Origin of the sequence: Staphylococcus durrellii (assembly GCF_015594545.1) — a bacterium.
Taxonomy (GTDB): domain Bacteria; phylum Bacillota; class Bacilli; order Staphylococcales; family Staphylococcaceae; genus Staphylococcus; species Staphylococcus durrellii.
In genome coordinates, this window is record NZ_JADIIO010000001.1 from 498,457 (window position 1) to 523,053 (window position 24,597).

General features: G+C 32.9%; 23 protein-coding genes. 17 read left to right on the plus strand and 6 right to left on the minus strand.

The window, feature by feature from the left end; translation table 11 throughout:
* Positions 1-72: 72 nt before the first annotated feature.
* Positions 73-1,146: a M42 family metallopeptidase gene (locus tag ISP02_RS02160; RefSeq protein ID WP_195720034.1), complete on the minus strand. Its 1,074-nt coding sequence runs from the start codon at positions 1,144-1,146 to the stop codon at positions 73-75.
* A gap of 154 nt (positions 1,147-1,300) precedes the next feature.
* Entirely contained in the window at positions 1,301-2,881 is a 1,581-nt protein-coding gene (locus tag ISP02_RS02165; protein ID WP_195720035.1) for an FMN-binding glutamate synthase family protein, read from the minus strand.
* 250 nt (positions 2,882-3,131) lie between these two features.
* Between ISP02_RS02165 and ISP02_RS02170 the strand changes: the two genes are divergently transcribed.
* From ISP02_RS02170 to ISP02_RS02245, 16 genes are all read left to right on the plus strand, one after another.
* Positions 3,132-3,797 carry an ABC transporter ATP-binding protein gene (locus ISP02_RS02170; RefSeq protein WP_235980487.1) on the plus strand — a complete coding sequence of 222 codons (666 nt, stop codon included), beginning with the start codon at positions 3,132-3,134 and terminating at the stop codon, positions 3,795-3,797.
* On the plus strand, positions 3,794-4,567 hold the full coding sequence (locus tag ISP02_RS02175; protein ID WP_195720037.1) for an ABC transporter permease: 774 nt from the start codon (positions 3,794-3,796) through the stop codon (positions 4,565-4,567). The genes ISP02_RS02170 and ISP02_RS02175 overlap by 4 nt, the downstream gene beginning before the upstream one ends.
* A gap of 265 nt (positions 4,568-4,832) precedes the next feature.
* Positions 4,833-5,960, plus strand: coding sequence for an MFS transporter (locus ISP02_RS02180; protein WP_408020143.1), 1,128 nt, complete (start codon positions 4,833-4,835; stop codon positions 5,958-5,960).
* 214 nt (positions 5,961-6,174) lie between these two features.
* The gene (locus ISP02_RS02185; protein WP_195720039.1) at positions 6,175-6,768 is read left to right on the plus strand and encodes a YdeI/OmpD-associated family protein; all 594 of its coding nucleotides are present in this window, start codon (positions 6,175-6,177) and stop codon (positions 6,766-6,768) included.
* Between the two features lie 35 nt (positions 6,769-6,803).
* Positions 6,804-7,349, plus strand: a complete 546-nt coding sequence (locus ISP02_RS02190; protein WP_195720040.1) for a TetR/AcrR family transcriptional regulator — start codon at positions 6,804-6,806, stop codon at positions 7,347-7,349.
* Between the two features lie 139 nt (positions 7,350-7,488).
* On the plus strand, positions 7,489-8,376 hold the full coding sequence (locus ISP02_RS02195; RefSeq protein ID WP_195720041.1) for a BKACE family enzyme: 888 nt from the start codon (positions 7,489-7,491) through the stop codon (positions 8,374-8,376).
* Positions 8,377-9,342: a 3-hydroxyacyl-CoA dehydrogenase NAD-binding domain-containing protein gene (locus ISP02_RS02200; RefSeq protein ID WP_195720042.1), complete on the plus strand. Its 966-nt coding sequence runs from the start codon at positions 8,377-8,379 to the stop codon at positions 9,340-9,342.
* A gap of 1 nt (position 9,343) precedes the next feature.
* Positions 9,344-9,817: a thioesterase family protein gene (locus tag ISP02_RS02205; RefSeq protein WP_195720043.1), complete on the plus strand. Its 474-nt coding sequence runs from the start codon at positions 9,344-9,346 to the stop codon at positions 9,815-9,817.
* 284 nt (positions 9,818-10,101) lie between these two features.
* On the plus strand, positions 10,102-11,283 hold the full coding sequence (locus tag ISP02_RS02210; protein WP_195720044.1) for a betaine/proline/choline family ABC transporter ATP-binding protein: 1,182 nt from the start codon (positions 10,102-10,104) through the stop codon (positions 11,281-11,283).
* Positions 11,280-11,915, plus strand: a complete 636-nt coding sequence (locus ISP02_RS02215) for an ABC transporter permease (RefSeq protein ID WP_195720045.1) — start codon at positions 11,280-11,282, stop codon at positions 11,913-11,915. Before ISP02_RS02210 ends, ISP02_RS02215 begins: the two co-directional genes overlap by 4 nt.
* A gap of 15 nt (positions 11,916-11,930) precedes the next feature.
* Positions 11,931-12,872 carry an osmoprotectant ABC transporter substrate-binding protein gene (locus ISP02_RS02220; RefSeq protein ID WP_195720046.1) on the plus strand — a complete coding sequence of 314 codons (942 nt, stop codon included), beginning with the start codon at positions 11,931-11,933 and terminating at the stop codon, positions 12,870-12,872.
* Positions 12,873-12,875: 3 nt separating this feature from the next.
* A complete protein-coding gene (locus ISP02_RS02225) occupies positions 12,876-13,571 on the plus strand; it encodes an ABC transporter permease (RefSeq protein WP_195720047.1) in 696 nt (231 codons plus the stop codon).
* A gap of 15 nt (positions 13,572-13,586) precedes the next feature.
* Positions 13,587-14,348 carry an alpha/beta hydrolase gene (locus ISP02_RS02230; protein WP_195720048.1) on the plus strand — a complete coding sequence of 254 codons (762 nt, stop codon included), beginning with the start codon at positions 13,587-13,589 and terminating at the stop codon, positions 14,346-14,348.
* A gap of 436 nt (positions 14,349-14,784) precedes the next feature.
* On the plus strand, positions 14,785-16,182 hold the full coding sequence (locus tag ISP02_RS02235; RefSeq protein ID WP_195720049.1) for an MFS transporter: 1,398 nt from the start codon (positions 14,785-14,787) through the stop codon (positions 16,180-16,182).
* Between the two features lie 155 nt (positions 16,183-16,337).
* Positions 16,338-17,939 (plus strand): M20/M25/M40 family metallo-hydrolase, encoded by a 1,602-nt coding sequence (locus ISP02_RS02240; RefSeq protein ID WP_195720050.1) that lies wholly within the window; start codon positions 16,338-16,340, stop codon positions 17,937-17,939.
* Between the two features lie 59 nt (positions 17,940-17,998).
* Positions 17,999-18,439, plus strand: coding sequence for a DUF805 domain-containing protein (locus ISP02_RS02245; protein ID WP_195720051.1), 441 nt, complete (start codon positions 17,999-18,001; stop codon positions 18,437-18,439).
* Positions 18,440-18,499: 60 nt separating this feature from the next.
* On the opposite strand, the gene ISP02_RS02250 is transcribed toward ISP02_RS02245, so the two are convergent.
* Both ISP02_RS02250 and ISP02_RS02255 read right to left on the minus strand, forming a co-directional pair.
* Positions 18,500-19,000: a GNAT family N-acetyltransferase gene (locus ISP02_RS02250; RefSeq protein ID WP_195720052.1), complete on the minus strand. Its 501-nt coding sequence runs from the start codon at positions 18,998-19,000 to the stop codon at positions 18,500-18,502.
* 164 nt (positions 19,001-19,164) lie between these two features.
* Entirely contained in the window at positions 19,165-21,186 is a 2,022-nt protein-coding gene (locus ISP02_RS02255; protein ID WP_195720053.1) for a cation:proton antiporter, read from the minus strand.
* A 189-nt stretch (positions 21,187-21,375) separates the two neighbouring features.
* On the opposite strand from ISP02_RS02255, the gene ISP02_RS02260 reads away from it, so the two are divergent.
* On the plus strand, positions 21,376-22,185 hold the full coding sequence (locus tag ISP02_RS02260; RefSeq protein WP_195720054.1) for a metallophosphoesterase: 810 nt from the start codon (positions 21,376-21,378) through the stop codon (positions 22,183-22,185).
* Between the two features lie 10 nt (positions 22,186-22,195).
* Here ISP02_RS02260 and ISP02_RS02265 read toward each other — a convergent pair whose 3' ends face one another.
* Positions 22,196-22,810, minus strand: a complete 615-nt coding sequence (locus tag ISP02_RS02265; RefSeq protein WP_195721807.1) for a C39 family peptidase — start codon at positions 22,808-22,810, stop codon at positions 22,196-22,198.
* Between the two features lie 533 nt (positions 22,811-23,343).
* Positions 23,344-24,558: a multidrug effflux MFS transporter gene (locus tag ISP02_RS02270; protein WP_195720055.1), complete on the minus strand. Its 1,215-nt coding sequence runs from the start codon at positions 24,556-24,558 to the stop codon at positions 23,344-23,346.
* Positions 24,559-24,597: the final 39 nt, after the last annotated feature.

Here is a 24,597-nt window from a genome sequence, read left to right on the forward strand (position 1 = left end):
AAATTAAAAGTCATTTAAAGGCTATGAATATAGAATTAATGTTCCAGACTATATTGGATATTAAAACTTAACTTACCATTTAATGTGTTCAACAGTTTCATCATCTAATGATTTAACGATTTCAGTAATCAAATTAACTGAGTTTTTATAGTCATCAGTGTGCAAGACTGAAACATTTGAATGCATATAACGCAAAGCGACACCAATCGCTAATGTAGGCACACCTTCGTTTGAAACGTGGATACTTCCGGCATCTGTACCTCCACCTATAGTAGTGTCTAATTGTATCGAGATATTATGTTTTTTCGCAACTTGTTTTACATATTTGCTTAAACCTACATGTCCAATATTACTGCTATCCATAATAATAACAACTGGACCATCGCCAAGAGACGTATCACTTAATTGTGACATATCTGGTGTATCATACGCTACGGCAACATCTACAGCGATGGCTAAATCTGGTTTAATTTTGTTGGTTGCTACTTTGGCACCGCGTAATCCAACTTCTTCTTGAACGTTTGCACCAGAATATAAATTAATATTAATGTCTTCATTTTTTAAGTTATCTAAAACATCGACTGCTAAAGCACAACCATAACGATTATCGAAAGCTTTCGCAGTTAAATATTTATTGTTAGCAAGTGTTTCGAATTCACTATAGGGTGTAATCATATTACCAATATCGACGCCAAATTGTTCCGCTTCTTTTTTACTTTTGACGCCTATATCTATAAACATGTCCTTAATGTCTATTGTTTTTTTGCGAGCTTCTTGTGATAGGGCATGAGGTGGTTTAGAGCCTATAATACCTCGGATTTTTTGGCCATTATCAGTTGTAATAGTTACTTTTTGTGAAAGCATAACTTGATTCCACCAACCACCAACTGGCGTAAATTTAATAAAACCATTTGTATCAATTTGAGTAACGATAAAACCTATCTCATCTAAATGGCCGGCCACCATAATTGATTTGCTACCTTTCGTAGCACTCTTTTTACCAAAAATACCACCCAAGTTATCTTCAATAATTTCATCACTTAGTGGTTTTAAGTAGTCGTGCATCAATGATTTAACTTGCATTTCATGACCTGCAATCCCATCTACATCAGTCAAATTTTTTAATAATTCTATTGTGCTTTTCATGAAATCCCCCCATATTTTAATGTAATTATATTGTAGCACTAAATTTTTTGAAAACCATTAATGTTCATATAGTATGACGAGTACGATGTTATGATTATCAGCTTGTATATAATTTATAAAGCGAGATGATAGTGTCTCTGTATGATGAAATCAATTATGAATCTATTAATTTAAGCTTATAATCGTTAATTGATTGAACGGTTCCGTCTTGTTTCTTAATAATGATGTGGTCTTTATTAATTTGAGTAGGGCTACTAACCCCAACGGCAGCAGCTATATTAAATAAACCTTCATGTAAACTAGTAATATAGTTAGTCACACGATATTTCTTTTCTTCTACAATAAGCGCTTTTTCTTTTTTAGCATCTGTAGTGGCTACGCCTACTGGACAAGTATTTAAATGACATTGTTGGCTCATAATACATCCAACACTGATCATCATACCACGTGCAATGTTAACTAAATCTGCACCCAGGCCTAAAGCAATCGCAATTTTGTCAGGCGTGATCAGTTTGCCTGAAGCGAATATTTTAATTTTATCACGGACTTTATACTTTTCTAACATACCTGAAACGATAGGTAGCGCAGTAAATAATGGTAAGCCTACGCCGTCTTGTAATTCTTGGAAGGTTGCACCAGTACCGCCTTCACCACCATCTACGGTGATAAAGTTAGGGTAAATATTAGTTTCTACCATAGTTTTAACGAGTGTTTCGATTTCAGAAGTAGAACTTACTACAATTTTAAAGCCGACTGGTTTTTGACCAACTGTTTGTAAATGTTCGATCCATGATAAAAGGTCATACGTATTGTTTATAAAATCGAAACGGTTCGGGGAATTAATCGTTACCCATGGTTTTACATTTCTAATTTTAGCAATTTCTTCTGTTACTTTATTGCCTTGCATATGCCCGCCACGTGTTTTGGCGCCTTGAGCGAGTTTTACTTCAAATGCTTTAATCGCTTCAGAGTCGGCTAATTTCTTGAATAAATCTAAGTTGAAATTGTCATCTTTATCTCTTACTCCAAATAAACCGGGCCCGATTTGGAAAATAATATTCGTATTACCAGCAAGATGATATTTTGATAAACCACCTTCACCCGTGTTCATCCATGTACCTGCCTGACCTAAACCTTTAGATAAGGCAGTGATAGCATTGCCACCTAGAGCACCATAGCTCATACCAGATTGCCCGATCAAACGTTTTAATCTAAACGGATGAGCCAACTTAGGTCCAATGATAATTTCATCTGAATCGTCTAAAAAATAAGGATTTATTTGTGATTCTTCTCGGTGCTCCTCTCTCTCGAAAAGACGTTCGTTATCTATTTTATAAATGAAACTAGAGATTAGTACACTTTGGTCAATGCGTAATTCTGAGGTTTGGTGTGGGAACATTGTATTTTTAATATAGAAACCTTCTTGATAGTTTCTCTCAGTCCCAAAACTCGCCATTCTAGAATTATATTTACCAGCTAAAACAATATTTTTGTAATCATTTCTTGAAAAAGGTTTACCTTCCTTATCTTCTAAGAAAAAATATTGACGCATTTCAGGTCCGATTTTCTCAAAGAAATATCTTATTCTTGCTAATAAAGGATAATTACGTAACACACTATGTTGGGTTTGACGTTTATCTTTAAAAACTAATAAAGCTGCAGTAATAATTCCTCCAAGTATAAAAAATACAATAATAATATTTACAATAAATTGTAAAATTGTTAAAAGTGTCATAGTCATTCCTCCCCATCGATTTTAATATTACATTATATATAAATTTTTACAATTAAAAGATGGCGTTTATAAACTTAATAGTGTAAAGCACAATTATCGACTAATAAGATAAACTATAGAAGTTCTAATATATGATGGTTAGAGGTTTCAACAGGTTTAAAAAGTGTTATTACTAAGTAATAAACTAAATGTTACTGATAGACTTTTTTGATAGAAAAATATTGAAAGTTACGTTGAAACATTTTTGAATATGGAGGAAAAAACATTGTTAAAAATTGAAGACGTTTCATACATAGTGGATGACCGTACAATTATTGATGATATAAGTTTTACAATTAACAAAGGTGAAACTATTGCAGTTATCGGTCCATCAGGTAGTGGTAAAAGTACGTTGTTTAGACTTATGAGTAATTTAATTAGTCCTACTAAAGGTTCAATAACATTAAATGGCACACCTTATGAACAAATTAAACCTGAAGAATTAAGAATGAAAGTTAGTTATTTATTACAGCAAAGCGATCTATTTGAGCCAACAATAGGTTTAAATTTATCTTTTCCTGCACGAGTACGAAATGACAAGTTTGATAAAAAGCGTGCTAAAAAACTTTTAAAGCATGTAGGTTTAGGGCATTATGATTTAAACGCAAGTGTCGAACATTTATCTGGTGGTGAACGTCAGCGTATTACTATCGCCAGACAGTTAATGTACATACCACAAATATTATTACTTGATGAAGCGACAAGTGCACTTGACGCTAAAAATAGAGATATAATTGAAAAAATGATTTTTGACCTAGCCAATGATGGCGTTACAATTATGTGGATTACGCATAATGACGATCAAAGCATGCGTCATTTTAGTAAACGTATCAAAATAGTAAATGGAAAAATAGAAAGTGAGGAGAATTTATCATGAGTGTCACAGCATTATCTTTAACAGCCTTACTACTGTTATTTCCAATAATTGTCTCTTTTAAAGAGAAGTTATATATTACAAAAGATTTATTGATTGCTACTGTTCGTGCGGTCGTGCAACTTGTAGTTTTGGGTTTTCTATTACATTTCATATTTAATGTGGATCAAATATGGATATTATTTTTATTTGTATTAGTTATTATCATTAATGCTTCTTGGAATACGATTCATCGTGCCTCTCCAGTTATGCATCATGTCTTTTTAGTTTCATTTGTAGCGATATTTGTAGGTGTGATGTTGCCATTAGTTGGTGTGACACTTACAGGTGCAATCAGTCTTAAACCCAACGAAGTCATTCCGGTAGCTGGAATGGTCGCTAGTAATAGTTTAATTGCGATTAATCTTGCCTACCAAAATATGGACAAAGAGTTTGTAAAACAATTAGAACAAATAGAAGCAAAGTTAGCATTAGGGGCAGACCCTAAAATGGCTTCCAAAGCCACTGTTCGTGAAAGTATTAAAACTGCCATTGTACCAACGATTGATTCTGTTAAAACGTATGGTATCGTTTCTATTCCGGGTATGATGACGGGACTTATTATTGGTGGTATGCCGCCACTAGATGCAATAAAATTCCAACTTATGGTTATTTTTATTCATACAACGGCAACAATTATGTCGGCACTTATCGCTACATATATTAGTTATCGACAATTCTTTAATTATCGCGATCAACTTATTGCTAGAACAATGCATGTCACTAAGCGTTAAGTTTTTAACAAAATAATATTCATTAAGGCTGAAACAGGAGGAGTGTTTTAGTCTTTATTTATATAGATTACTAATGTTGAGATTAACGCTAAATATAATTATGCATGTTATTCTTTAGGCTTTTAAAGTAACTGCAAAAATTGTTGACGCATGGTTTATAATGGAAGAGTTATGTGAAAAAATGACAATTGAAAGGAGGAACCGTATGACCATAATGCGTACGACAACTTTTATATTTAGCATCTTCATTGTAGGCATGGTTGAAATGATGGTTGCTGGAATAATGAATTTAATGAGTAATGATTTAAATGTTTCTGAGCCAATTGTAGGACAACTTGTGACATTATATGCTATTACTTTTGCTATAGCAGGGCCTATTTTAGTGAAGTTAACAAATAAATTTGCGGCGAGACCGTTATTACTAATAACTTTATTAATATTTATTATAGGGAATTTAATTATAGCTATAGCGCCTAATTTTTCGATATTAGTAATAGGACGTATATTATCTTCAGCAGCTGCATCACTTATTGTTGTTAAAACTCTCGCACTTACGGCATTACTGACTTCACCTCAAAATAGAGGTAAGATGATTGGTATTGTTTATTCGGGCTTTAGTGGTGCGAATGTTTTAGGGGTGCCAATTGGTACGATTATTGGTGATTGGGTAGGATGGCGTTTTACTTTTGTTTTTATTGTTGTTATTAGCGTTATTGTAGGAATATTAATGTATATTTATATTCCTGTAAGTAAACATAATGAAGACGTAACTCAAGCTACATCATCAAATCATCATCAAACTCAATCACGTATTTTAAGTTTGTCTGAAATAACGAAGTATTTATGTATTACATTCTTATTATTAGTAGCAAATTCAGTAACATTTATTTACATTAATCCATTGATGCTATCAAATGGACATACTCTATCTTTTGTGTCGATTGTATTATTGATTAATGGTATTGCTGGCGTTATGGGAACGTCAATGGGAGGATTTTTATCCGATAAATTGACTAGTAAATATTGGTTGACGATTGCGACAACAATATTTATTGTCATGATGTTATTGTTAAATTTAGTACTACCAGGAACTATCTTGTTACTATTCACTATATTTATTTGGAATGTAATGCAATGGAGTACTAATCCAGCGGTTCAAAGTGGTGTCATTGAACATGTTGATGGTGACACGAGCCAAGTTATGAGTTGGAACATGTCTAGTTTAAATGCAGGCATAGGCATTGGGGGTATTGTCGGAGGATTGGTTGTTTCTAAAATAAGCATCCATGCGACGACATATGTAACAGCCATTATCGCATTTTTAGCACTAATTATAATTATTAGCTTAAAGCCAAGAGCTAAATATGCTAATAAAGTAGTAAATAATGATTAAAATAAACTTAAGAAAAATAGCTTATCGAACCAAACGTTAAAGATGACGTTTGGTTTTTTCATATAGTTTGATTATATTATAGCTTTTAAAATGATTATATTTGATTATGAAGCAAATTTTATTTTTAAAGTAAAATAACTTTAAATGGAACAATAAATTAATACTGTAGTATGATATAAATAACTTATAATTACGTGACAGTTGGAGGGAAACCATGAGCGATAAAATGACAAACGATAAAGTGGATAAGTTTATTGATAAATTAAAACAGTGGCAGGATGAATTTAAATTTTTCAGAGAGTTACTACTAGAATCTGAACTTACTGAAGACTACAAGTGGATGCACCCATGTTACACATTAAATGATAAAAACGTTATTATCGTACAAGACTTTAAACATTACTGTGCGTTACTATTTGAAAAAGGCGTAATTATGGAAGATAAATATAGTAGCTTAATACAACAAACAAAAAATGTTCAAGCCGCTAGACAATTAAGGTTTGAAAGCTTAGAAGAAGTAAAAGAACGTAAAGATGAAATTGTGTGGTATATCGAAGAAGCCATAAAAGTAGAAAAATCTGGTAAAAAAGTACCTATGAAGAAAACAGAAGACTATGAGATGCCAGAAGAATTGCAAGCTAAATTTGACAGCATGCCTGAATTAAAAACTGCTTTCGATAAATTAACTCCAGGTAGACAACGTCAATATATGTATCATATTGGACAAGGGAAAAAATCAGCGACTAGAATACAGCGCGTTGAGAAATACGTGAAACATATATTAAATGGTAAAGGTATGAATGACTAGAACAATATGAAATATCACTGAAAGAAGGGACGCAAATGGCAAGAACATCTAAACGCATTCAGTTATTAGAAGCAGCGGCCGAGATTGTGAACGAACAAGGGATTGAATATTTAACTTTAGATGCTGTTGCTAAACGAGCTGGGGTGAGTAAAGGTGGTTTATTATATCATTTCAATAATAAATTGGCGTTAATACAAGGGCTCGTTGACTATGCAGATGAGTTATATCGCACGAATGTGAATGGCCATATGGATGAGGAAGTAGGAGAAGGTAAATTGATACGTGCTTTTATAGAGGCAACCAGAGAACACCAAAAGAAAAATGCTTCTATTACATCCGGTATGTTAGCTGCGCAAGGTACTAATAGTAACCTATTGGCGCCATTGCAAAAAACATATAAAGACTGGCAATATAAAATCGAGCATGATGGTTTGGATGATGTCGATGCAACGATTTATAGATTAGCAGTGGATGGTTTATGGCTGTCGGAAATCTTCGGTATCGATGCGATTGATGAGTCAATGCGTCAAGACGTACTCAATCGATTGACAGAATATTCGTATCATAAGCAAAATGATTAATAAATATTTAAATTTTATAAACTTGGGGATAGTAAGTATTGTAGCTTACTATCTCTTTTTTTTTTGTTGAAGTAAAGTTGAAACTTAACCGTCTGGTTGGTACACTAATCAATGTTAATTCAAATTTGGAGGTAAAATTATGAACAAAGTAATGCTAACGGTTGCTTTAACAGGAGCAGGAGATACAGTAGATAAAAATAGTAATGTACCTGTCACACCAGAGGAAATTGCAGATTCGGCTATTAAATGTGCTAAAGCTGGTGCAACGGTAGCACATATTCATGTGAGAGATCCACAAACTGGAAAATTAAGTCATAATATCGATTTTTTTACAAAAGTTGTTGAATTAATAAGAGTGGCTGAGGAAGACATTATCATTAATATAACTTCAGGCGGTGGCGGTGACTTTATACCAAATTTAGAAAATCCTGAAATGGGTGGTAAAGGTACGGACATGCAAACACCAGAACAACGACACGAGCCAGTAGGTAAGTTGTTACCCGAAATGTGTACATTAGATTGCGGTAGTGTCAATATGGGCGATGATGTTTATTTAAGCCCTACAAATTGGCTGCGTAAACAAGCAGCACTTATACAACAAGCAGGTGTTAAACCTGAATTAGAATGTTTCGACACTGGTCATGTAAGCTTTGCTAAACAATTAATTAAAGAAGGCCTGATTGATGGACAACCATTATTCCAATTTTGCTTAGGGATTCCGTGGGGCCTAGAAAATGATTCAGAAACGATTGAATATTTAAAAACACGTATACCAGACAATGCATCTTGGTCAGCCTTTGGTATAGGTCGCTTGCAATTACCAACAGTAGAAGAAGCTGCGAAACGTGGCGGCAATGTGCGTGTAGGTTTAGAAGATAATTTATATCTATCAAAAGGCGTTAAGGCTACTAATGAACAACTCGTGGAACATGCCAAAAAATTATTAAGCGAGTTGAATATCGAACCAATGACGCCTCAAGAGGCTAGAGAATACTATAACTTAAGAAACCCAAAAGGAGATTTATAAATGAAATTTGCTGTAGTTGGAACGGGAGTAATAGGTAGCGGATGGATAACACGTATGTTAGCACATGGCCATGAAGTTATAGCAACAGATCCTAGTGAAGGTGCTTATGAACGCATGTTGGAACAAGTAAAACAAAATTGGCCATACGCACAGGAATTAGGCGTATATGACAATGCTTCTATTGATAATCTGACGTTTACTGAATCCTTATCAGAAGCGGTTAAAGATGTAGACCATATACAAGAAAATGTGCCTGAAATTGAAGAACTTAAAGAAAAAGTTTTAACACAAATCGACTTCTATGCACGTCCAGAAGCAACGATAGGATCAAGTACGTCAGGTATTATGCCATCAGAATTACAACAAAATTTGAGACATCCCGAACGCTTTATCGTGGCCCATCCTTTTCATCCAGTCTATATTTTACCACTAGTAGAAATTGTGGCAGGACAATACACATCGGAAGAAACGTCTATCATCGCTGAAAAGATTTATGAAAGTATTGGTATGGATGTATTACATGTTAGAAATGAAATTGAAGGTCACATTGCAGATAGATTAATGGAAGCATTGTGGAGAGAAGCATTGCATATTGTTAATGATGGCATTGCAACGACTGAAGAGGTAGACAAAGCATTTACCCATGCTGCAGGATTAAGATATGCGCAATACGGACCGTTTATGACATTCCATTTAGCAGGTGGTGAAGGAGGCATGCGCCATATGCTTAAACAATTTGGTCCTGCATTGAAAAAACCGTGGACTAAATTAGTTGCCCCAGAGTTAACTCAAAGTTTATATGACAGTGTTGTCGAAGGTTGTGAAGCAACATCCCAAGATTATTCAATGTCAGATTTAGATAAGAAGCGTAATGAGTTTTTAGTTAAAGTAAAAAAACTCGCAGAAGCATATTGGCCGGAAGAGACTCCAAAAATGAAAAAAACAAACGGACAGTCGGTGTATTAATATGACTCATGCTTTATATCAGTATCAAACAAATGTAAAAGTTGATTGGGTAGATCACAACAATCATATGAACGATGCAGCATATAACCGTGTGTTTAGTGACGCGACAGATGGTTGGTTAGCGTATTTAGGTTTAGATAAAGATACTATTGAAAACTTAGCATATACGGTTTTTACGTTAGAAAATCATGTTATGTTTTTGAAAGAATTAAAAGTATATGACCAAGTAACGGTGAACGTTAGTTTGATAGATTACGACGAAAAAAGACTTCACTGTTTTATGACATTGCTAAATAAAGATGAAGTGAAGTGTGCAACTTATGAGGTGATGTTGATGGGGATGGATACTAATAAACAAAGACCGAGTGAATTCCCTAAAAAAATTAAAACAGCTATAAATGACTATGCAAATATAGTTTGCGATAGTGATTCTGCGTCAGAACTCGGGCATAAAATTGAAATTAAAAGGAAATAAGGCTATGATAATAATGTATTTAAATGTTGTAATAAAAAAGTTTTTTAATTGAACAGTATAACATTAAATACAAATATGAATTAATCTTGCAAATTTAAACGACATAAAAATTCATCTGATATAGACATAATTATTGTTAGAAATAGTAATAACTGTCTCAGACACATAAAACGAGAAAAGGGTCATTCGTATCTTGTTTATACTTATTCTTGAATTTGTAATGCATCTACCAATGACTCTTTGCTTATTAAGGGGACAAATTACATATAGAAAGGAACTAGTCAATGTTAAGTATTAAAAACTTATCAAAAGTTTATGCTGGAGGAAAAAAAGCAGTAGATAATATCTCTTTAGATATAGATGCTGGAGAGTTTATAGCTTTTATTGGTACGAGTGGTAGTGGGAAAACAACTGCTTTAAGAATGATTAACCGCATGATTGAATCAACAGAGGGTCAAATTAAAATAAATGGTAAAGACATAAGTAAAATGAATGGTGTTGAGCTACGTAGAAGTATTGGTTATGTGATTCAACAAATTGGTCTAATGCCACATATGACAATCAAAGATAATATTGTGCTCGTACCTAAATTATTAAAATGGTCACAAGAAAAAAAAGAAGCAAAGGCAAAAGAATTAATTAAACTAGTGGATTTACCAGAAGAATTTTTAGATAGATATCCATCTCAACTATCCGGTGGTCAACAACAACGTATAGGTGTTGTAAGGGCTTTAGCTGCCGAACAAGATATCATCTTAATGGATGAACCTTTCGGCGCCTTAGACCCAATTACGCGTGATACATTGCAAGATTTAGTTAAGGAATTACAACAAAAACTAGGTAAAACCTTTATCTTTGTTACACATGATATGGATGAAGCTATTAAATTGGCTGATAAAATTTGTATCATGTCTGAAGGTAAAATCATACAATTTGATACGCCTGATAATATTTTACGTAAGCCTGCAAATGATTTCGTTCGTGACTTTATTGGTCAAAATAGATTAATACAAGATCGTCCGAATATGAAATCTGTTGAAGAAGCAATGATTAAACCGGTTACTGTAAATGTAGACCGTACGTTAAATGACGCCGTTGAAATAATGCGTGACAGACGTGTGGATACTATCTTTGTAGTCGGTGAAAAGAATCGCTTATTAGGCTATTTAGATATCGAAGACATAAACCAAGGATTAAGAAACAATAAAGAACTTATCGATATGATGCAACGAGACATTTATAGAGTGCGTATCGATAGTAAGTTACAAGATTCAGTCCGCACTATTTTAAAAAGAAATGTGCGTAATGTACCTGTAGTCGATAAAGATAATCACACGTTAATCGGTCTTGTGACAAGAGCAAACTTAGTTGATATCGTTTATGACAGTTTATGGGGCGATATAGCTACGGAGGAAAATAAAGATGCTATTATTGAACCTGCAGATGTGGGAGATGATAAGAAATGATGGACTTTCTAGCTAAAAACGGCAGTCAGTTAGTTTCTAAAACGATAGAACATTTTTATATTTCTATCATTGCTTTACTGATTGCAATTGTTGTTGCTGTCCCTATAGGGGTGTTGTTATCAAAATTAAAACGTACTTCTAATATCGTATTAATGATTGCTGGTGTACTACAAACGATACCAACATTAGCAGTATTAGCAATTATGATTCCAATATTTGGTGTAGGAAAAACACCAGCTATTGTAGCACTATTTATCTATGTACTATTACCCATTTTGAACAATACTGTACTTGGTGTACAAAACATCGATAAAAATATAAAAGAAGCTGGTACAAGTATGGGAATGACGCGCTTTCAATTAATGAAAGATATTGAGTTGCCTCTCGCATTACCACTCATTTTAGGTGGCATACGATTATCTTCAGTATACGTAATTAGTTGGGCTACATTAGCAAGTTACGTAGGCGCTGGTGGATTAGGTGACTTTGTGTTCAATGGACTAAATTTATATGATCCATTGATGATTGTAAGTGCGGCAGTATTAGTTACGGCATTAGCACTTTTCGTAGATTTTATACTGTCTTTCATAGAAAAATGGGCAGTACCAAAAGGATTAAGAGTATCTAGATAATTGAAGGAGGACATTATGAAATACTTAAAAAGCAAGTTATTTATTCTCATCATATGTCTAGTTTTATTATCTGGATGTGGCTTGCCTGGATTGGGAGATAGTAAGTCAAATGATGACGTGAAAATTACTGCGGTTGCAAATAGTGAATCTCAAATCATGGCGCATATGGTGAGGTTACAAATTGAACATGATACAAAAGGTAAAATCCAACCAACACTAATTAATAATTTAGGATCAAGTACAATTCAACATAATGCATTAGTTAATGGAGATGCCAATATTTCGGGTGCACGATACACGGGTACAGATTTAACGGGCGCCTTAAAAGAAGATCCTATTAAAGATCCTAAAAAAGCTATGCAAGTTACACAAGAAGGATTTAAAAAGAAATTCCATCAGAAATTCTTCAACTCGTATGGCTTTGCTAATACTTACGCATTTATGGTAACGAAGGAAACAGCTAAAAAATATAATTTAAAAACAGTGTCAGACTTGGAAAAGTATCGTAATAAATTGCGATTAGGTGTCGATAGTTCATGGGCAAGTCGTGCTGGAGATGGTTATCCTGGATTTACTAAGGATTATGGGTTTTCTTTTAAAACTGTAAGACCGATGCAAATCGGTTTAGTGTATGATGCACTTCAATCTAAAAATTTAGACGTCGCAGTGGGATATTCTACTGACGGACGCATTGCAGCATATGATTTGAAAGTATTAAAAGATGATAGGAAATTCTTCCCACCTTATGATGCGAGTGCAGTTGTGACAGATAAACTAATAAAAAAACATCCGGAAATTAAACCTTCTATTGAGAAATTAGAAGGTAAAATTTCAACGAAACAAATGCAAGAATTAAACTACAAAGCTGACGGTAAAGGTCAAGAACCCGCAGTCGTGGCAGAAGAATTTTTAAAGAAACATAATTACTTTGAAAAAAATAAGAAAGGTGGTCAATAATCAATGAGTGGAAATTTATTACATCAATTAATTGAATATTATTCTGTTAACTTTGGCTACCTATGGGAACTATTTATTAAACATTTGCTAATGTCTGTATACGGTGTATTATTCGCTGCTATTATAGGTATACCGATAGGGATATTTATTGCAAGGTATAGTAAGCTATCTTGGGCTGTTATTTCGATAGCCAATATTATTCAAACTGTACCAGTTATTGCGATGTTAGCAATTTTGATGCTTGTTATGGGCTTAGGTCCTACGACAGTAGTCGTTACGGTATTTTTATATGCCTTACTACCTATAATTAAAAATACTTACACTGGCATTAGTAACGTTGACGTGAACATTAAAGATGCCGGTAAAGGAATGGGTATGACGAAAAACCAAGTTCTAAGAATGATTGAGATTCCGTTATCAATGTCAGTCATATTAGGTGGTTTGCGTATTGCACTAGTGGTTGCAATAGGTGTTGTAGCAGTAGGTTCATTTATTGGTGCGCCTACTTTAGGTGACATTGTCATTCGAGGAACAAATGCTACTGACGGTACGACATTTATACTTGCTGGTGCGATTCCAATTGCTTTAATTGCTATAATTATTGATATTGTTTTAAGAGTCTTAGAAAAAAATTTAGATCCATCGAACAAAAAAAGTAAAAAACAACCCGCACCTACAACACCAGAATCAAACATATAAGGGAGTTGATTAATATTGGCAGTTATGACGCTAAATTATAATTCGAAAACGATTGGTATGCATCAAAATATCACAATTATTTTACCTGAAGATGAGAGTTTTTTTAATTTTAAGGATGAAGCGAAACCATTAAAAACTTTAATGTTATTACATGGTCTATCGAGTGATGAAACGACGTATATCCGTTATACAAGTATTGAAAGGTATGCTAATGAACATCAATTAGCAATCATTATGCCTCGTGCAGATCATAGTGCTTATAGTAATATGGCATTTGGTCATAATTATTACGACTATATTTTAGAAGTATATGATTATGTCCATCAAATATTACCATTGTCCAAAGACAGAGCTAATAATTATATTGCAGGTCACTCAATGGGTGGTTATGGCACAATTAAATTTGCATTAAATGAAGGAGATAAATTTAGTAAAGCATGCCCTTTATCTGCAGTTTTTGATATTAACCAATTATTAAATATTGAGTGGTATGACTTTTCTCGACAAGCCATTGTGGGTGAACAAGGTGATATAACTGGAACTGATTTAGACATTTATCACCTTGTAGATGCAGCTGTCGCCAAACGAAATCCTATACCAAAGCTACTTATTATGTGTGGCAAGGAAGATTTTCTATATGATGATAATAAGCAATTTATTAATTATTTAGGTAATAAAGGTATTCCATATCATTTTGAGAGTGAAAGTGGTCAACACGATTATGCTTATTGGGATAAAGCTATTAAAAAAGTTATTGAATGGTGTACCGAAGATTAAAGACTGCTTAAATATTTATTTCATATAAAATTTAATATTATAAAATTTAAAGCAAAGCCTATCAGAGTAGTTATCTGATAGGCTTTTTGATGATTTTAAATTATATTTTACGAAGTTTAAAGGTTATTATATGTAATTTTATTTGAAATTAACTATTATTACACTTTGTTTAATTAAATTATATAAATTTATTATGTTTAAAGTTTTTATTTTAGCTTTTTAGTTTCCAAAGTGTTACTATTTTTAAATGAGCTTTTTTAAATGAAGGGTAAGTAACACCTTATTTAAAAAGTTCTATGAAAAATTTATAAGTTATTTATTGCATTTTGAAATAGCGGTAGACTTTTTTAGAGCGCTTATTAGCACCGTTTTAGAAAGGTGTATAACTATTTTAAATTAGAGTAAAGTGATAAGTAGCTTTAGGAGGAAACATGGAATGGATACGTCTCGAACCTTTAAAGGAGATAATAGACTTCTTTTAGGTATATTTTTAGCAGTCATCACTTTTTGGTTATTTGCACAATCATTAGTTAATATCGTGCCTGACTTACATAAGTCATACGATACTAATGATGGCATGATAAGTACTGCTGTGAGTTTAACTGCACTGTTATGTGGTTTGTTCGTCGTTGGGACTGGAGGCTTAGCAGATAGATACGGTAGAATGAAAATGATGTATATCGGTTTAGTGTTAAACATAATCGGTTCTATATTAATTGTGATACCTGGTAATGGCTTAGCTTCGTTATTAGTTATTGGAAGAGGTGTACAAGGATTATCTGCTGCCTTTATTATGCCTGCTACATTAGCAGTCATTAATGAATATTATGTTGGCAAAGATCGCCAAAGAGCATTAACTTATTGGTCAATTGCTTCATGGGGCGGTAGTGGTATTACTTCATTTTTCGGTGGCATCATGGCTACTTATTTAGGATGGAGATCGATTTTTATCGTTTCAATAATTGTTACAATCATTGCAATGGTATTAATTAGACATACGCCAGAAACGAAAGCACCGTTAACTGAAAAGGCTAAAAATGCCAAATTCGATTTTAGTGGTTTAGTGATTTTAATTATTACTATGTTAAGTGTCAATTTAATTATTACACAATCATCTCATTATGGAATCACATCACCTTTAATTTTAAGTTTAATTGCATTATTTATCATAGCGTTAATTATATTTATTATTGTAGAGCGTAAAATTACTAATCCACTCATAGATTTTCAAGTCTTTAAACATAAAGGCTTTAGTGGTGCAACGATTTCCAATTTTATGTTAAACGCTGTAGCGGGTACGCTTATTGTAGCTAATACGTACTTCCAATCTGGATTACATTTTACTTCATTCCAATCCGGTGCAATGTCTATCACTTATTTAATTTCAGTGTTAGTTATGATACCAGTTGGTGAAAAACTAATGCAGGCTGTTGGACCTAAAAAGCCAATGTTATGGGGTGCTGCATTAAATGCAATAGGAATAATTTTAATTTCCCTTACTTTCCTACCATCATTAGTATATATCGTAATATGTATTATTGGGTATTTATTATATGGTATTGGTTTAGGAATATATGCAACACCTTCGACAGATACAGCAGTTACTACGGCGCCTGAAGACAAAGTGGGCGTGGCTTCAGGTATTTATAAAATGGCTTCTTCGCTAGGTAACTCTTTTGGTGTAGCAATTTCTGCTACGGTATTTAGTGTAATGGCTGCACACTATAATGTGCACCTTGGTGCCATGTATGGCTTCTTTTTTGATGCCTTATTAGCTATATTAGGTTTCATTGCTGTCTTTATATTTGTTCCTAAAAACCAAAGTAACATCTAAATAATTTATTGAGAGTTTAAGTAATGCAATATGTTGTGACTTATAAAGTTATCATCATTTTAATATTACTTAAACTCTTTTTGCTATTGGTTGCTATATGATTGGAGAAAATATTATACTCATATTAAAACGCTTTCTAAGGGGTGGATTAAGCTATGGGACTACTATGGCAAACATACGAGGATAGAGAACAATTATTAAAGGAATTAGTTAATCAAGAAACGATTACAAATTCTCCGGGTGAGTTAGCATTTCCTAAATTAGTAGAACGAAAATTGTTAAATTTGGACTACTTTCAACAACATAAAGAATATATTAAATTAACAACGACAGAGGATAATAAGGAACTTGTTACGGCATTTTATAAAGGGGCGTCGGCTAGCAAAACCGTAGTGTTAATTAGCCACTTCGATACTGTAGGCATAGATGATTATACAGCATATAAAGAGGCAGCGTGTGACCCTGATAAGTTATCAGTATTATTTACTCAAAATAGTGGTAATTTAAGTGACGCCGCAGTTAAAGACCTTAATTCAGGAGATTATTTATTCGGTCGTGGCATTATGGATATGAAAGCTGGTTTAATGTTGCACTTATCATTGATTGAAAAAGCGAGCGCAGAACAATGGAATGTAAATTTATTACTTGTTACGGTGCCAGATGAAGAAGTCAATTCTTCAGGTATGCGGAAGGCAGTAGAAATGATCGAACATTACCAACAAGCTTATAATCTCGATATTGCGTTACATTTAAATAGTGAGCCAACATTCCAACAAGAGTCGGGAGATCCTAGTCATTCTATTTATAGCGGATCAATAGGTAAAATTATGCCAGGCGTTCTTTGTTATGGTATAGAGACACATGTGGGTAATCCTTTGAGTGGTTTAAGTTCAAATTATATGAATAGCTATATTACTCAAGCTATTGAGTATAATCGTCAATTTAAAGAACAATATGAGGGAGAGTTCACTCCACTACCAGTATCTATAGTTAATAAAGATATTAAAGAAGCATATGATGTACAGACACCATTTAGAACTTTTGCATTATATAATATGTTTTTATTTAATAAAACCCCACAGGCATTATATCGACAATTTTTAGATACGGTTATAAAAGCTGTAGAACGTTGTGAAAGTGATTGGCTCAATATATTAGAACAAGAGAATTTGCAATTTGATTCTAAAATAAATGTAGTTACATACGAACAACTTAAAACATATGCGGTTAAGCAATATGGACAAAAGCATATCGATGATTTAATCAATAGCGTTCTACAAAGTACACCAGAATTACATTTACAGAGTGTAAAAATTGCTGATGAACTAATGAAAATTTGTCGCGACATCACACCTGCTGTAGTGACATTTTTTGCGCCACCATATTATCCGGCGGTCAATTCCTCTCAAGAACCAATAGTGAATGATATAATAGAAACAGTATCTGAGATTAATAATAGCCAATTCAATCGTGCAACGCACCGTATTAATTATTTTAACGGTATTAGCGATTCTAGCTATTTAAACTTAAATGCTAGTATAGATAAAATGGAAGTATATGCTGATAATACACCTAGCTTCAATCATACATATAATATACCATTTGATACTATTAAAAATATAAGTGCACCTATTATTTTGTGTGGTCCTAGAGGTAATGATGCGCATAAAGTGAGTGAACGTTTAAGTAAGACGAGTGCTTTTACAGAATTACCTATTGTGTTAGAAACAATTATAAAACAATATTTTTGTAAATAGTTGCGCAAAAAAATATTTAAGTTATATTTATCTTAAGATGAATTTATGGAGTGTTGTAAATGGTTAATGCATACATAGATTTTTGGAAAAGGTATGTAGATTTTACTAATAAATCTAATAGACAAGCTTTTTGGATCCCTGTACTAACGCATATAATAATTATTTTTGTCGTAGCGATTATTGGTATGGCATCTTTTGTTGCAGGCTCTTTTATTATTGGAGCTATATTGTCCGTACTCGTAGGGGCTTTTATTTTAGCTAATATTATCCCAATGGTTGCCATAACGATGCGTAGATTTTATGATGCAGGACGTAAAAGAACTACAGCATTAATTTTAATTATATTATCACTTGTCTTAGATATTTCATTTGATGTTGTGCAAGCAAATGGTATAGCTATATTTTTAAATTTAGTAACGTTTATCTGTACACTAATGTTAGTAATTATTGCCTTGCTACCGTCGAAGGATGTAAAAGAAAGTAAACTAAAGTGGCTATAATAAATATAGCTAAATAAAAGCACCGTAGCTCACAAGAGAAGTGAGCTACGGTGCTTTTTATTAGTTGTCATGTTCTGTACGATAGTAATCCATTCTAATTTCATTGTAAGTTTTTCCAAAAAATACTGGAGCGGTATTGTTAGTACGTTTGAAGCCAATCTGTTCATAGAAAGCGATGGCATTTTCATTTTCTTCAACAACCCACAAAGTCACATTGTCTGGATATGATAACTCAAGGGCGCGCTGTGTTAAAGCAAAACCAATCATGTGATTTTGATACTCTTCGAGCAAATAAATTGCGAAAATTTCGCTCCAGTCATCATTGTCATTTTCTTTTTGTGTTTTACCGAAAGATATAAATCCAACGACTTCATCATTGATAATAGCGACAAGAGTAGGCGTATTTTGAGAAGAAGATTTTTGTATAAATTGATGTCGATCTAGATTTTCTAAATAGTTATCTACTGAGAGCGGTGTATATGTTTCCATCCAACTTTCATAATGGACGATGGCTTTACCATGCTTATCTTCTTCGCGCATTTCTCTAATTGTAAATTCCATAACCAGCCCCTCCTTATTAGTTAAATTTACACAATTATAGCATTTTTATATTAATAAAAAAATTGAAAAAACTATAAATGAAGTATGTATTAATTTAACTAAATAATACAAAAATCCCCTTATTATGTAACTAGAAAAGTTTCATAATAAGGGGATGAGATATATTAATGTGAAGACATAAAGATTTCATTATAATTAATGTTTTCACGGACTTGAGATGCCACCTTGTCGTCAATCTTCTGCTGTTCTATTAATTGATCTAAAAATTGTCTTTGCAAATAGAGACCTTCTAATTTTTGTGCGGAAGTTTGGGTAGGAATCAGTCCTTTTTTGATTTTACTTTTAGCTCTAATATTAGATAAGCGTTGTTGATAATTATTTAAAACAATACTAATTTCTATATAATTATCATCATTTTGTTCTTGCTTCAAGCGAATAGTAACTTGATGATTAATCGTACGTATCACATTTTTAACTTCTTGATAATGTGATTTAAATTGTTCTATTTCATTATCGTCACTGTGGCGTTTTGCACGGAAGCGTAAGATTAAAATTTTAATCACTGTTTTTACTTTGTGTGTCGTTGACGCTTCTCTAAATTGACTGGTATTTTCAAGAAGAACACGATAGTTTAACAATGTCTGTTTATCTAATTTATCTTGCTCGATAAGTTGTTCTAGCGTTTTAGTTTCTACCTGACTAGCTATATTTTCTAGTCGTTGAACCTCCTGACTATTTTTATTATCAGGATCTAAGTTTAATAAAAAGAACAATTCTTCATAATAATCGGAAAGGATGGCTTGATAATTTTGATTGTTTTGCGCTTTAGCCATTTTTTTAAAATGATAAATAACTTTTTGTACAATAAAAATTTTAGCTGCTTGATAACTCATAGATGAAGAGGTTGATTTGATTTCTGATGGCGTTACTAAAGGTAAAACGACTTGAGCTAATACTAAACTAATTAAGACCATTAGTGATGCAATAAAGAGCAAATCATTTTTATAATAAAATGGTGTATGATTTGCTAATAGTGTGGGTAAAGTCAATGCCATTGATAATGAAATCGTGCCGTGAATACCACACAATGTCATAGTAAATGCATATTTAGTCCTACTAATTGGTAGTTCTTCTCCATCGTCTAAGTATGATTGTATGTTGTTTGGATAATAAAATACTTTATATAATGCAAATACCCATATGAAACGGAAGGTATAGATTGCTAAGGCGATAAGTAATGTAGTGATAATTAAAAAGGAAATGTTATTTCGTTCATGAGCAATTATTTCTGAGACAACTTTTGGAATGATGTAACCTAACACAACAAAGACAAAACCATTAAGCACATAACTTAAAGTATTCCATATTTGATTGTAGTTCATTTGTAATTCTGTTTGAGCACGAATTAAACGATCACGTTCAAAACCATGTATTAAGCCAGCAATAACGACGGCAATAATACCTGAAGCATGAAATTGTTCTGCTATTAAATATGTCGCAAAGGGCGTCAATAATTGTATGAATATAAGCGTATTACTATCTTTTAATGGCTTAGTAGTCGTTAAATATATTCTTAATCGAATGATAGCGAAACCAACAATTAATCCTATCAACACACCTAATATTGTTGAAATAACAAATTGTTCGACGGCATGAATTGCAGAAAATGCGCCTGTAACTAACGCTGTGACCGCTATTTTAAATGAAATAATACCTGCAGCGTCATTTAATAATGATTCGCCTTCTAATATAGTCATTGAACCTTTAGGTAATATTTTTCCTTTAGTAATTGCTTGTACAGCAACTGCATCGGTAGGGCATAATATTGCTGCGATTGCAAAGGCGGCAGGCATAGGTAAATTTGGCCAAATCCAATGAATGAAAAAACCCACCCCGATAACTGTAGCAAACACTAGTGCCATCGCCATTAAAATAATTGGTTTGCGATATTCTAGTAATTTTGTACGCGATACGTGAGTGCCTTCGACGAATAATAAAGGTGCAATCACGGCCATCATAAATACTTCTGAATTAAATTCGAAATGTACAGGAATCGGTAAGACGAATAAACAAACACCTAATGCGATTTGAATAAAGGCCATTGGAATTTTTTCGAATTTATTATGTATAACTGAACTGACAATAACTGCCATTATAAAAATTAAAAAAGCTTCAAATAATAACATAAAAACTCCCTTTATAGTGTTAGTATTATTTATTTTATCATTATGTTCGAAAGAGTAAACGAATTAGATTTCAATATTATATGATTTAAAAAATAATGTAGTTATCATATAATAATGGGCGAATGAATAATAAAAACAGTCATAGTATGTCATAATGAAAAAGATATAAACATTAGAAGAGGGATATAAATGAAAATAGGTGTAATTGCTGATTTGCATATAGATAGAGGTAATAAGTATACACCGGCAGATTTTGAGTTCTATTTAATAGAGACCGCAAAAAATAAGCAACTTGAATTGTTACTAATCGCAGGAGATATATCCAACAATTATAAAATGACAGCACAATTTATAAAGAAGATTAAGTATGCTCTAAATATTCCTGTATTATTTATTCCGGGTAATCATGATTTTTGGACTAATGAAACTGACATATCCTCTTTGAATATAGTTGATTATTATATAAGCATGGAAGAGTGTTTAATAGATTCACCGTTCATTATTAATAACGAATGGGCTATCGTTGGTAATACGGCATGGTACGATTACAGTTATGGAGATGATAAATTTTCCGAAGAACGATTAGCCCAACGTAAATACTATGGTGCAACATGGCAAGATAAAGAGAAGATAGATTGGCCATTGACGGATCAATCGATGTCAGAGCTAGCATTAAAACAAACTGTAAAAGATTTATCTAAAGTTGATAACAAAAACATAATCTTAATGACACACATTGTTACACATAAACAATTTGTAGTGCCAACGCCTCATCGTATATTTGATTATTTTAATGCGTTTATAGGTACTTCGAAATTTAATAAGTTATATGAAACATTCCCTATAAAATATAGCATTATGGGTCATGTGCACTTTCGTAAAAGTATAGAAGAAGCGGGAATTACTTATATTTGTCCTTGTCTGGGTTATGAACGACAATGGCGTACAAAAGATTTAGCGGTTGAACTCAAAAACACATTAGTTACAATAACGGTTTAAAACATTCAAATTAATGATTGCTTATATAAAAGTTCATCTTGCCAGGCGCATTATAACTTGTTTCCATTTTGTCTTTACGCAATCTTAATATTTGTCTACGGGAAGGAATAATTGCAGGAAGATAAATTTTACGAATAAAGCTTAACCATAATGGATCGATATAATAGTAATAATCTTCATCGTAACCTATGAGTACAGTTGTATGAATATTTGAGACCAATTTTGTAGGCGCATTATCAAAAGTAAAAGTTTGAGATACAGGTTTCTGACCTAGTACAGTATGATAAATGACTACGGGTTGACCATCATCAATGATTTTAGTTAGCTCAGTGAGAGATTTACCCGTACCATCTACTATGTTAGCGTTATAATTGTTTAAGTACGGTACTATAGCATTCGGGAAAATGGTTTGGTGATGGCCCAATTTGATAGAAAAATGATGGCCTACGTAACCTTTGTTGGGATTATTATCATGTTTCGGCCAATGGCGCATTAATTTTAAAGGCGTGATGTCTGTATGATTATGTCTTAAAATCATCGTCGCACATACGCCTTCACAGCCCATAATTGTAGGTATAGGAAATAGTTGACTAAGTGGTTTAACATTAAGCATTTTTATCATAATTAAGGCACTCCAAATTGTGTAAATAATTTCTTGTTATTATTATAGCGCTTATAATAAAAAATTTACTATAAAATGCTTAGCAGTATGAATCACATTATATTCTTATATTAAGGAAATAGATGATATAGCATAATAAAATCAATAAAATATCTAGTTATGTACGTAATTATGAATTAGGCAAGCGCAAGAAAATATATCGCTTTTGACTAGATTTTAATAATGAAAACAAAGACCAATATTAATGTCATTAAAAAATAATCAATTAAATGACCTTACAGGATTATTTGTACCTCATCATAATGGGAAATGTTTTATTTGAAAGGGCTATCAGTAGATAAAGCGACAAACGAATTCGAGACGATTGGGCTCAAGTTATGAGTATAGTGTTTGAGGCACCAAGAAAAGTCTTGGATTCGATACACCGAGTAATGGATAAGATTCAAGAGCCCCGATAACTACGCAACAGAGTAATGGTTTCCAATTGAATAAATTTAAAGCGCCGAATATAAACATAAAGTTACATTCGGCGTTTTTTAATTTGATTTAATTTTAGTAGAAGAACGTAAATTATACCTTAGGGAAATTACTAAAATAATGATAATAATAGTCGTTATAATGAGTACACTAACATAAGGTATAAAGCTGTATTGCCCTTGGATACCAACTAAAGGTGACATTACACCGCCAAGTATAAATTGAAAAAGTCCTAATAAGCTCGAAGCATTACCACTTCCACCTGTACGTGATTCCATCGCAAGCGCAAAGCTCAAAGGGCCAATGCCTGTAACAGGACATACATTTAAGAAAAAACCGACTATTAGCACCCAAATAGGAAGATGTAAAGATAATCCAATAAAGATAACAATTACTCCTACTATTTGGATTAATGTTAGTAAAATTAATAAACTAAATCTGCTGATATATTCTACTAGTTTCGCTGTGACCTGACTCATGATAATTAGCCCAATACTATTTATTGAGAAGATAATACCTAATTCTTGTGGTGATAAGCTATAAATTTTTTGAGTAATAAAAGGGCCAGCCGAAGCAAAACTAAATAACATGACATAAGTTAAACCTTGTAACAACATAGGTATTATAAATGTCTTTTGTTTTAATAATGCGGCAAAATCTTTAAAAATTTCAATGAAATTTAATTGCGCTGTATCATGTGTATGTGTTTCTTTCATTTTCATTATCGCTAATAACAAAATGATAAGACTTATAATTGTTAAGGCAACAAAGACTGCTCTCCATCCAGCTAAACTTAATGCATAGCCACCAAGAGGAGGAGCTAAAATTGTAATTATACCGTTAACTACTAATAAAGAGGCAAGTGCTTTAGCAAGTGAAGCCCCTTCATAGTTATCGCCTACAGATGCTTTAGCAATTACGATGGCTCCACCACCAGTGAAACCTTGTATAAAACGTAACACTAAGAAAAACGGTAGCGTCGTAGTGAAAATGGCTATGAATGAAGCTAATGTATATATAGATATAATAACAAGCGCAATCTTTTTGCGACCAAATGCATCGGATAATGGTCCAAAAATAAACTGACCTAAGGCTAACCCTATCATTGCAAATGACATCGTAAGTTGAACGTGCGATGTTGTTGAGTCAAAGTCTTTTAGCACATGTGGCAAAGAAGAGGCATACATATCTATAGTTAAGGGACCGAAAGTGGTCATAATACCTAATACAATAATAATCATTAAAGGTAAGGGACTTTTATTCTGAGTGTCCATTCGATGTTCTCCTTTATTTAACAGTCAATAGTTAATTAT

Bases quoted from the DNA above. Each gene is read 5' to 3' on its own strand.
- ISP02_RS02260 (WP_195720054.1), top strand. From the start codon at position 21,376: ATGAAAATAGGTGTAATTGCTGATTTGCATATAGATAGAGGTAATAAG.
- ISP02_RS02210 (WP_195720044.1), top strand. From the start codon at position 10,102: ATGTTAAGTATTAAAAACTTATCAAAAGTTTATGCTGGAGGAAAAAAA.
- ISP02_RS02245 (WP_195720051.1), top strand. From the start codon at position 17,999: ATGGTTAATGCATACATAGATTTTTGGAAAAGGTATGTAGATTTTACT.
- ISP02_RS02205 (WP_195720043.1), top strand. From the start codon at position 9,344: ATGACTCATGCTTTATATCAGTATCAAACAAATGTAAAAGTTGATTGG.
- ISP02_RS02190 (WP_195720040.1), top strand. From the start codon at position 6,804: ATGGCAAGAACATCTAAACGCATTCAGTTATTAGAAGCAGCGGCCGAG.
- ISP02_RS02215 (WP_195720045.1), top strand. From the start codon at position 11,280: ATGATGGACTTTCTAGCTAAAAACGGCAGTCAGTTAGTTTCTAAAACG.
- ISP02_RS02250 (WP_195720052.1), bottom strand. From the start codon at position 19,000: ATGGAATTTACAATTAGAGAAATGCGCGAAGAAGATAAGCATGGTAAA.
- ISP02_RS02220 (WP_195720046.1), top strand. From the start codon at position 11,931: ATGAAATACTTAAAAAGCAAGTTATTTATTCTCATCATATGTCTAGTT.
- ISP02_RS02240 (WP_195720050.1), top strand. From the start codon at position 16,338: ATGGGACTACTATGGCAAACATACGAGGATAGAGAACAATTATTAAAG.
- ISP02_RS02180 (WP_408020143.1), top strand. From the start codon at position 4,833: ATGATGGTTGCTGGAATAATGAATTTAATGAGTAATGATTTAAATGTT.
- ISP02_RS02160 (WP_195720034.1), bottom strand. From the start codon at position 1,146: ATGAAAAGCACAATAGAATTATTAAAAAATTTGACTGATGTAGATGGG.
- ISP02_RS02200 (WP_195720042.1), top strand. From the start codon at position 8,377: ATGAAATTTGCTGTAGTTGGAACGGGAGTAATAGGTAGCGGATGGATA.
- ISP02_RS02165 (WP_195720035.1), bottom strand. From the start codon at position 2,881: ATGACACTTTTAACAATTTTACAATTTATTGTAAATATTATTATTGTA.
- ISP02_RS02195 (WP_195720041.1), top strand. From the start codon at position 7,489: ATGAACAAAGTAATGCTAACGGTTGCTTTAACAGGAGCAGGAGATACA.
- ISP02_RS02170 (WP_235980487.1), top strand. From the start codon at position 3,132: ATGGAGGAAAAAACATTGTTAAAAATTGAAGACGTTTCATACATAGTG.
- ISP02_RS02255 (WP_195720053.1), bottom strand. From the start codon at position 21,186: ATGTTATTATTTGAAGCTTTTTTAATTTTTATAATGGCAGTTATTGTC.
- ISP02_RS02175 (WP_195720037.1), top strand. From the start codon at position 3,794: ATGAGTGTCACAGCATTATCTTTAACAGCCTTACTACTGTTATTTCCA.
- ISP02_RS02235 (WP_195720049.1), top strand. From the start codon at position 14,785: ATGGATACGTCTCGAACCTTTAAAGGAGATAATAGACTTCTTTTAGGT.
- ISP02_RS02225 (WP_195720047.1), top strand. From the start codon at position 12,876: ATGAGTGGAAATTTATTACATCAATTAATTGAATATTATTCTGTTAAC.
- ISP02_RS02185 (WP_195720039.1), top strand. From the start codon at position 6,175: ATGAGCGATAAAATGACAAACGATAAAGTGGATAAGTTTATTGATAAA.
- ISP02_RS02270 (WP_195720055.1), bottom strand. From the start codon at position 24,558: ATGGACACTCAGAATAAAAGTCCCTTACCTTTAATGATTATTATTGTA.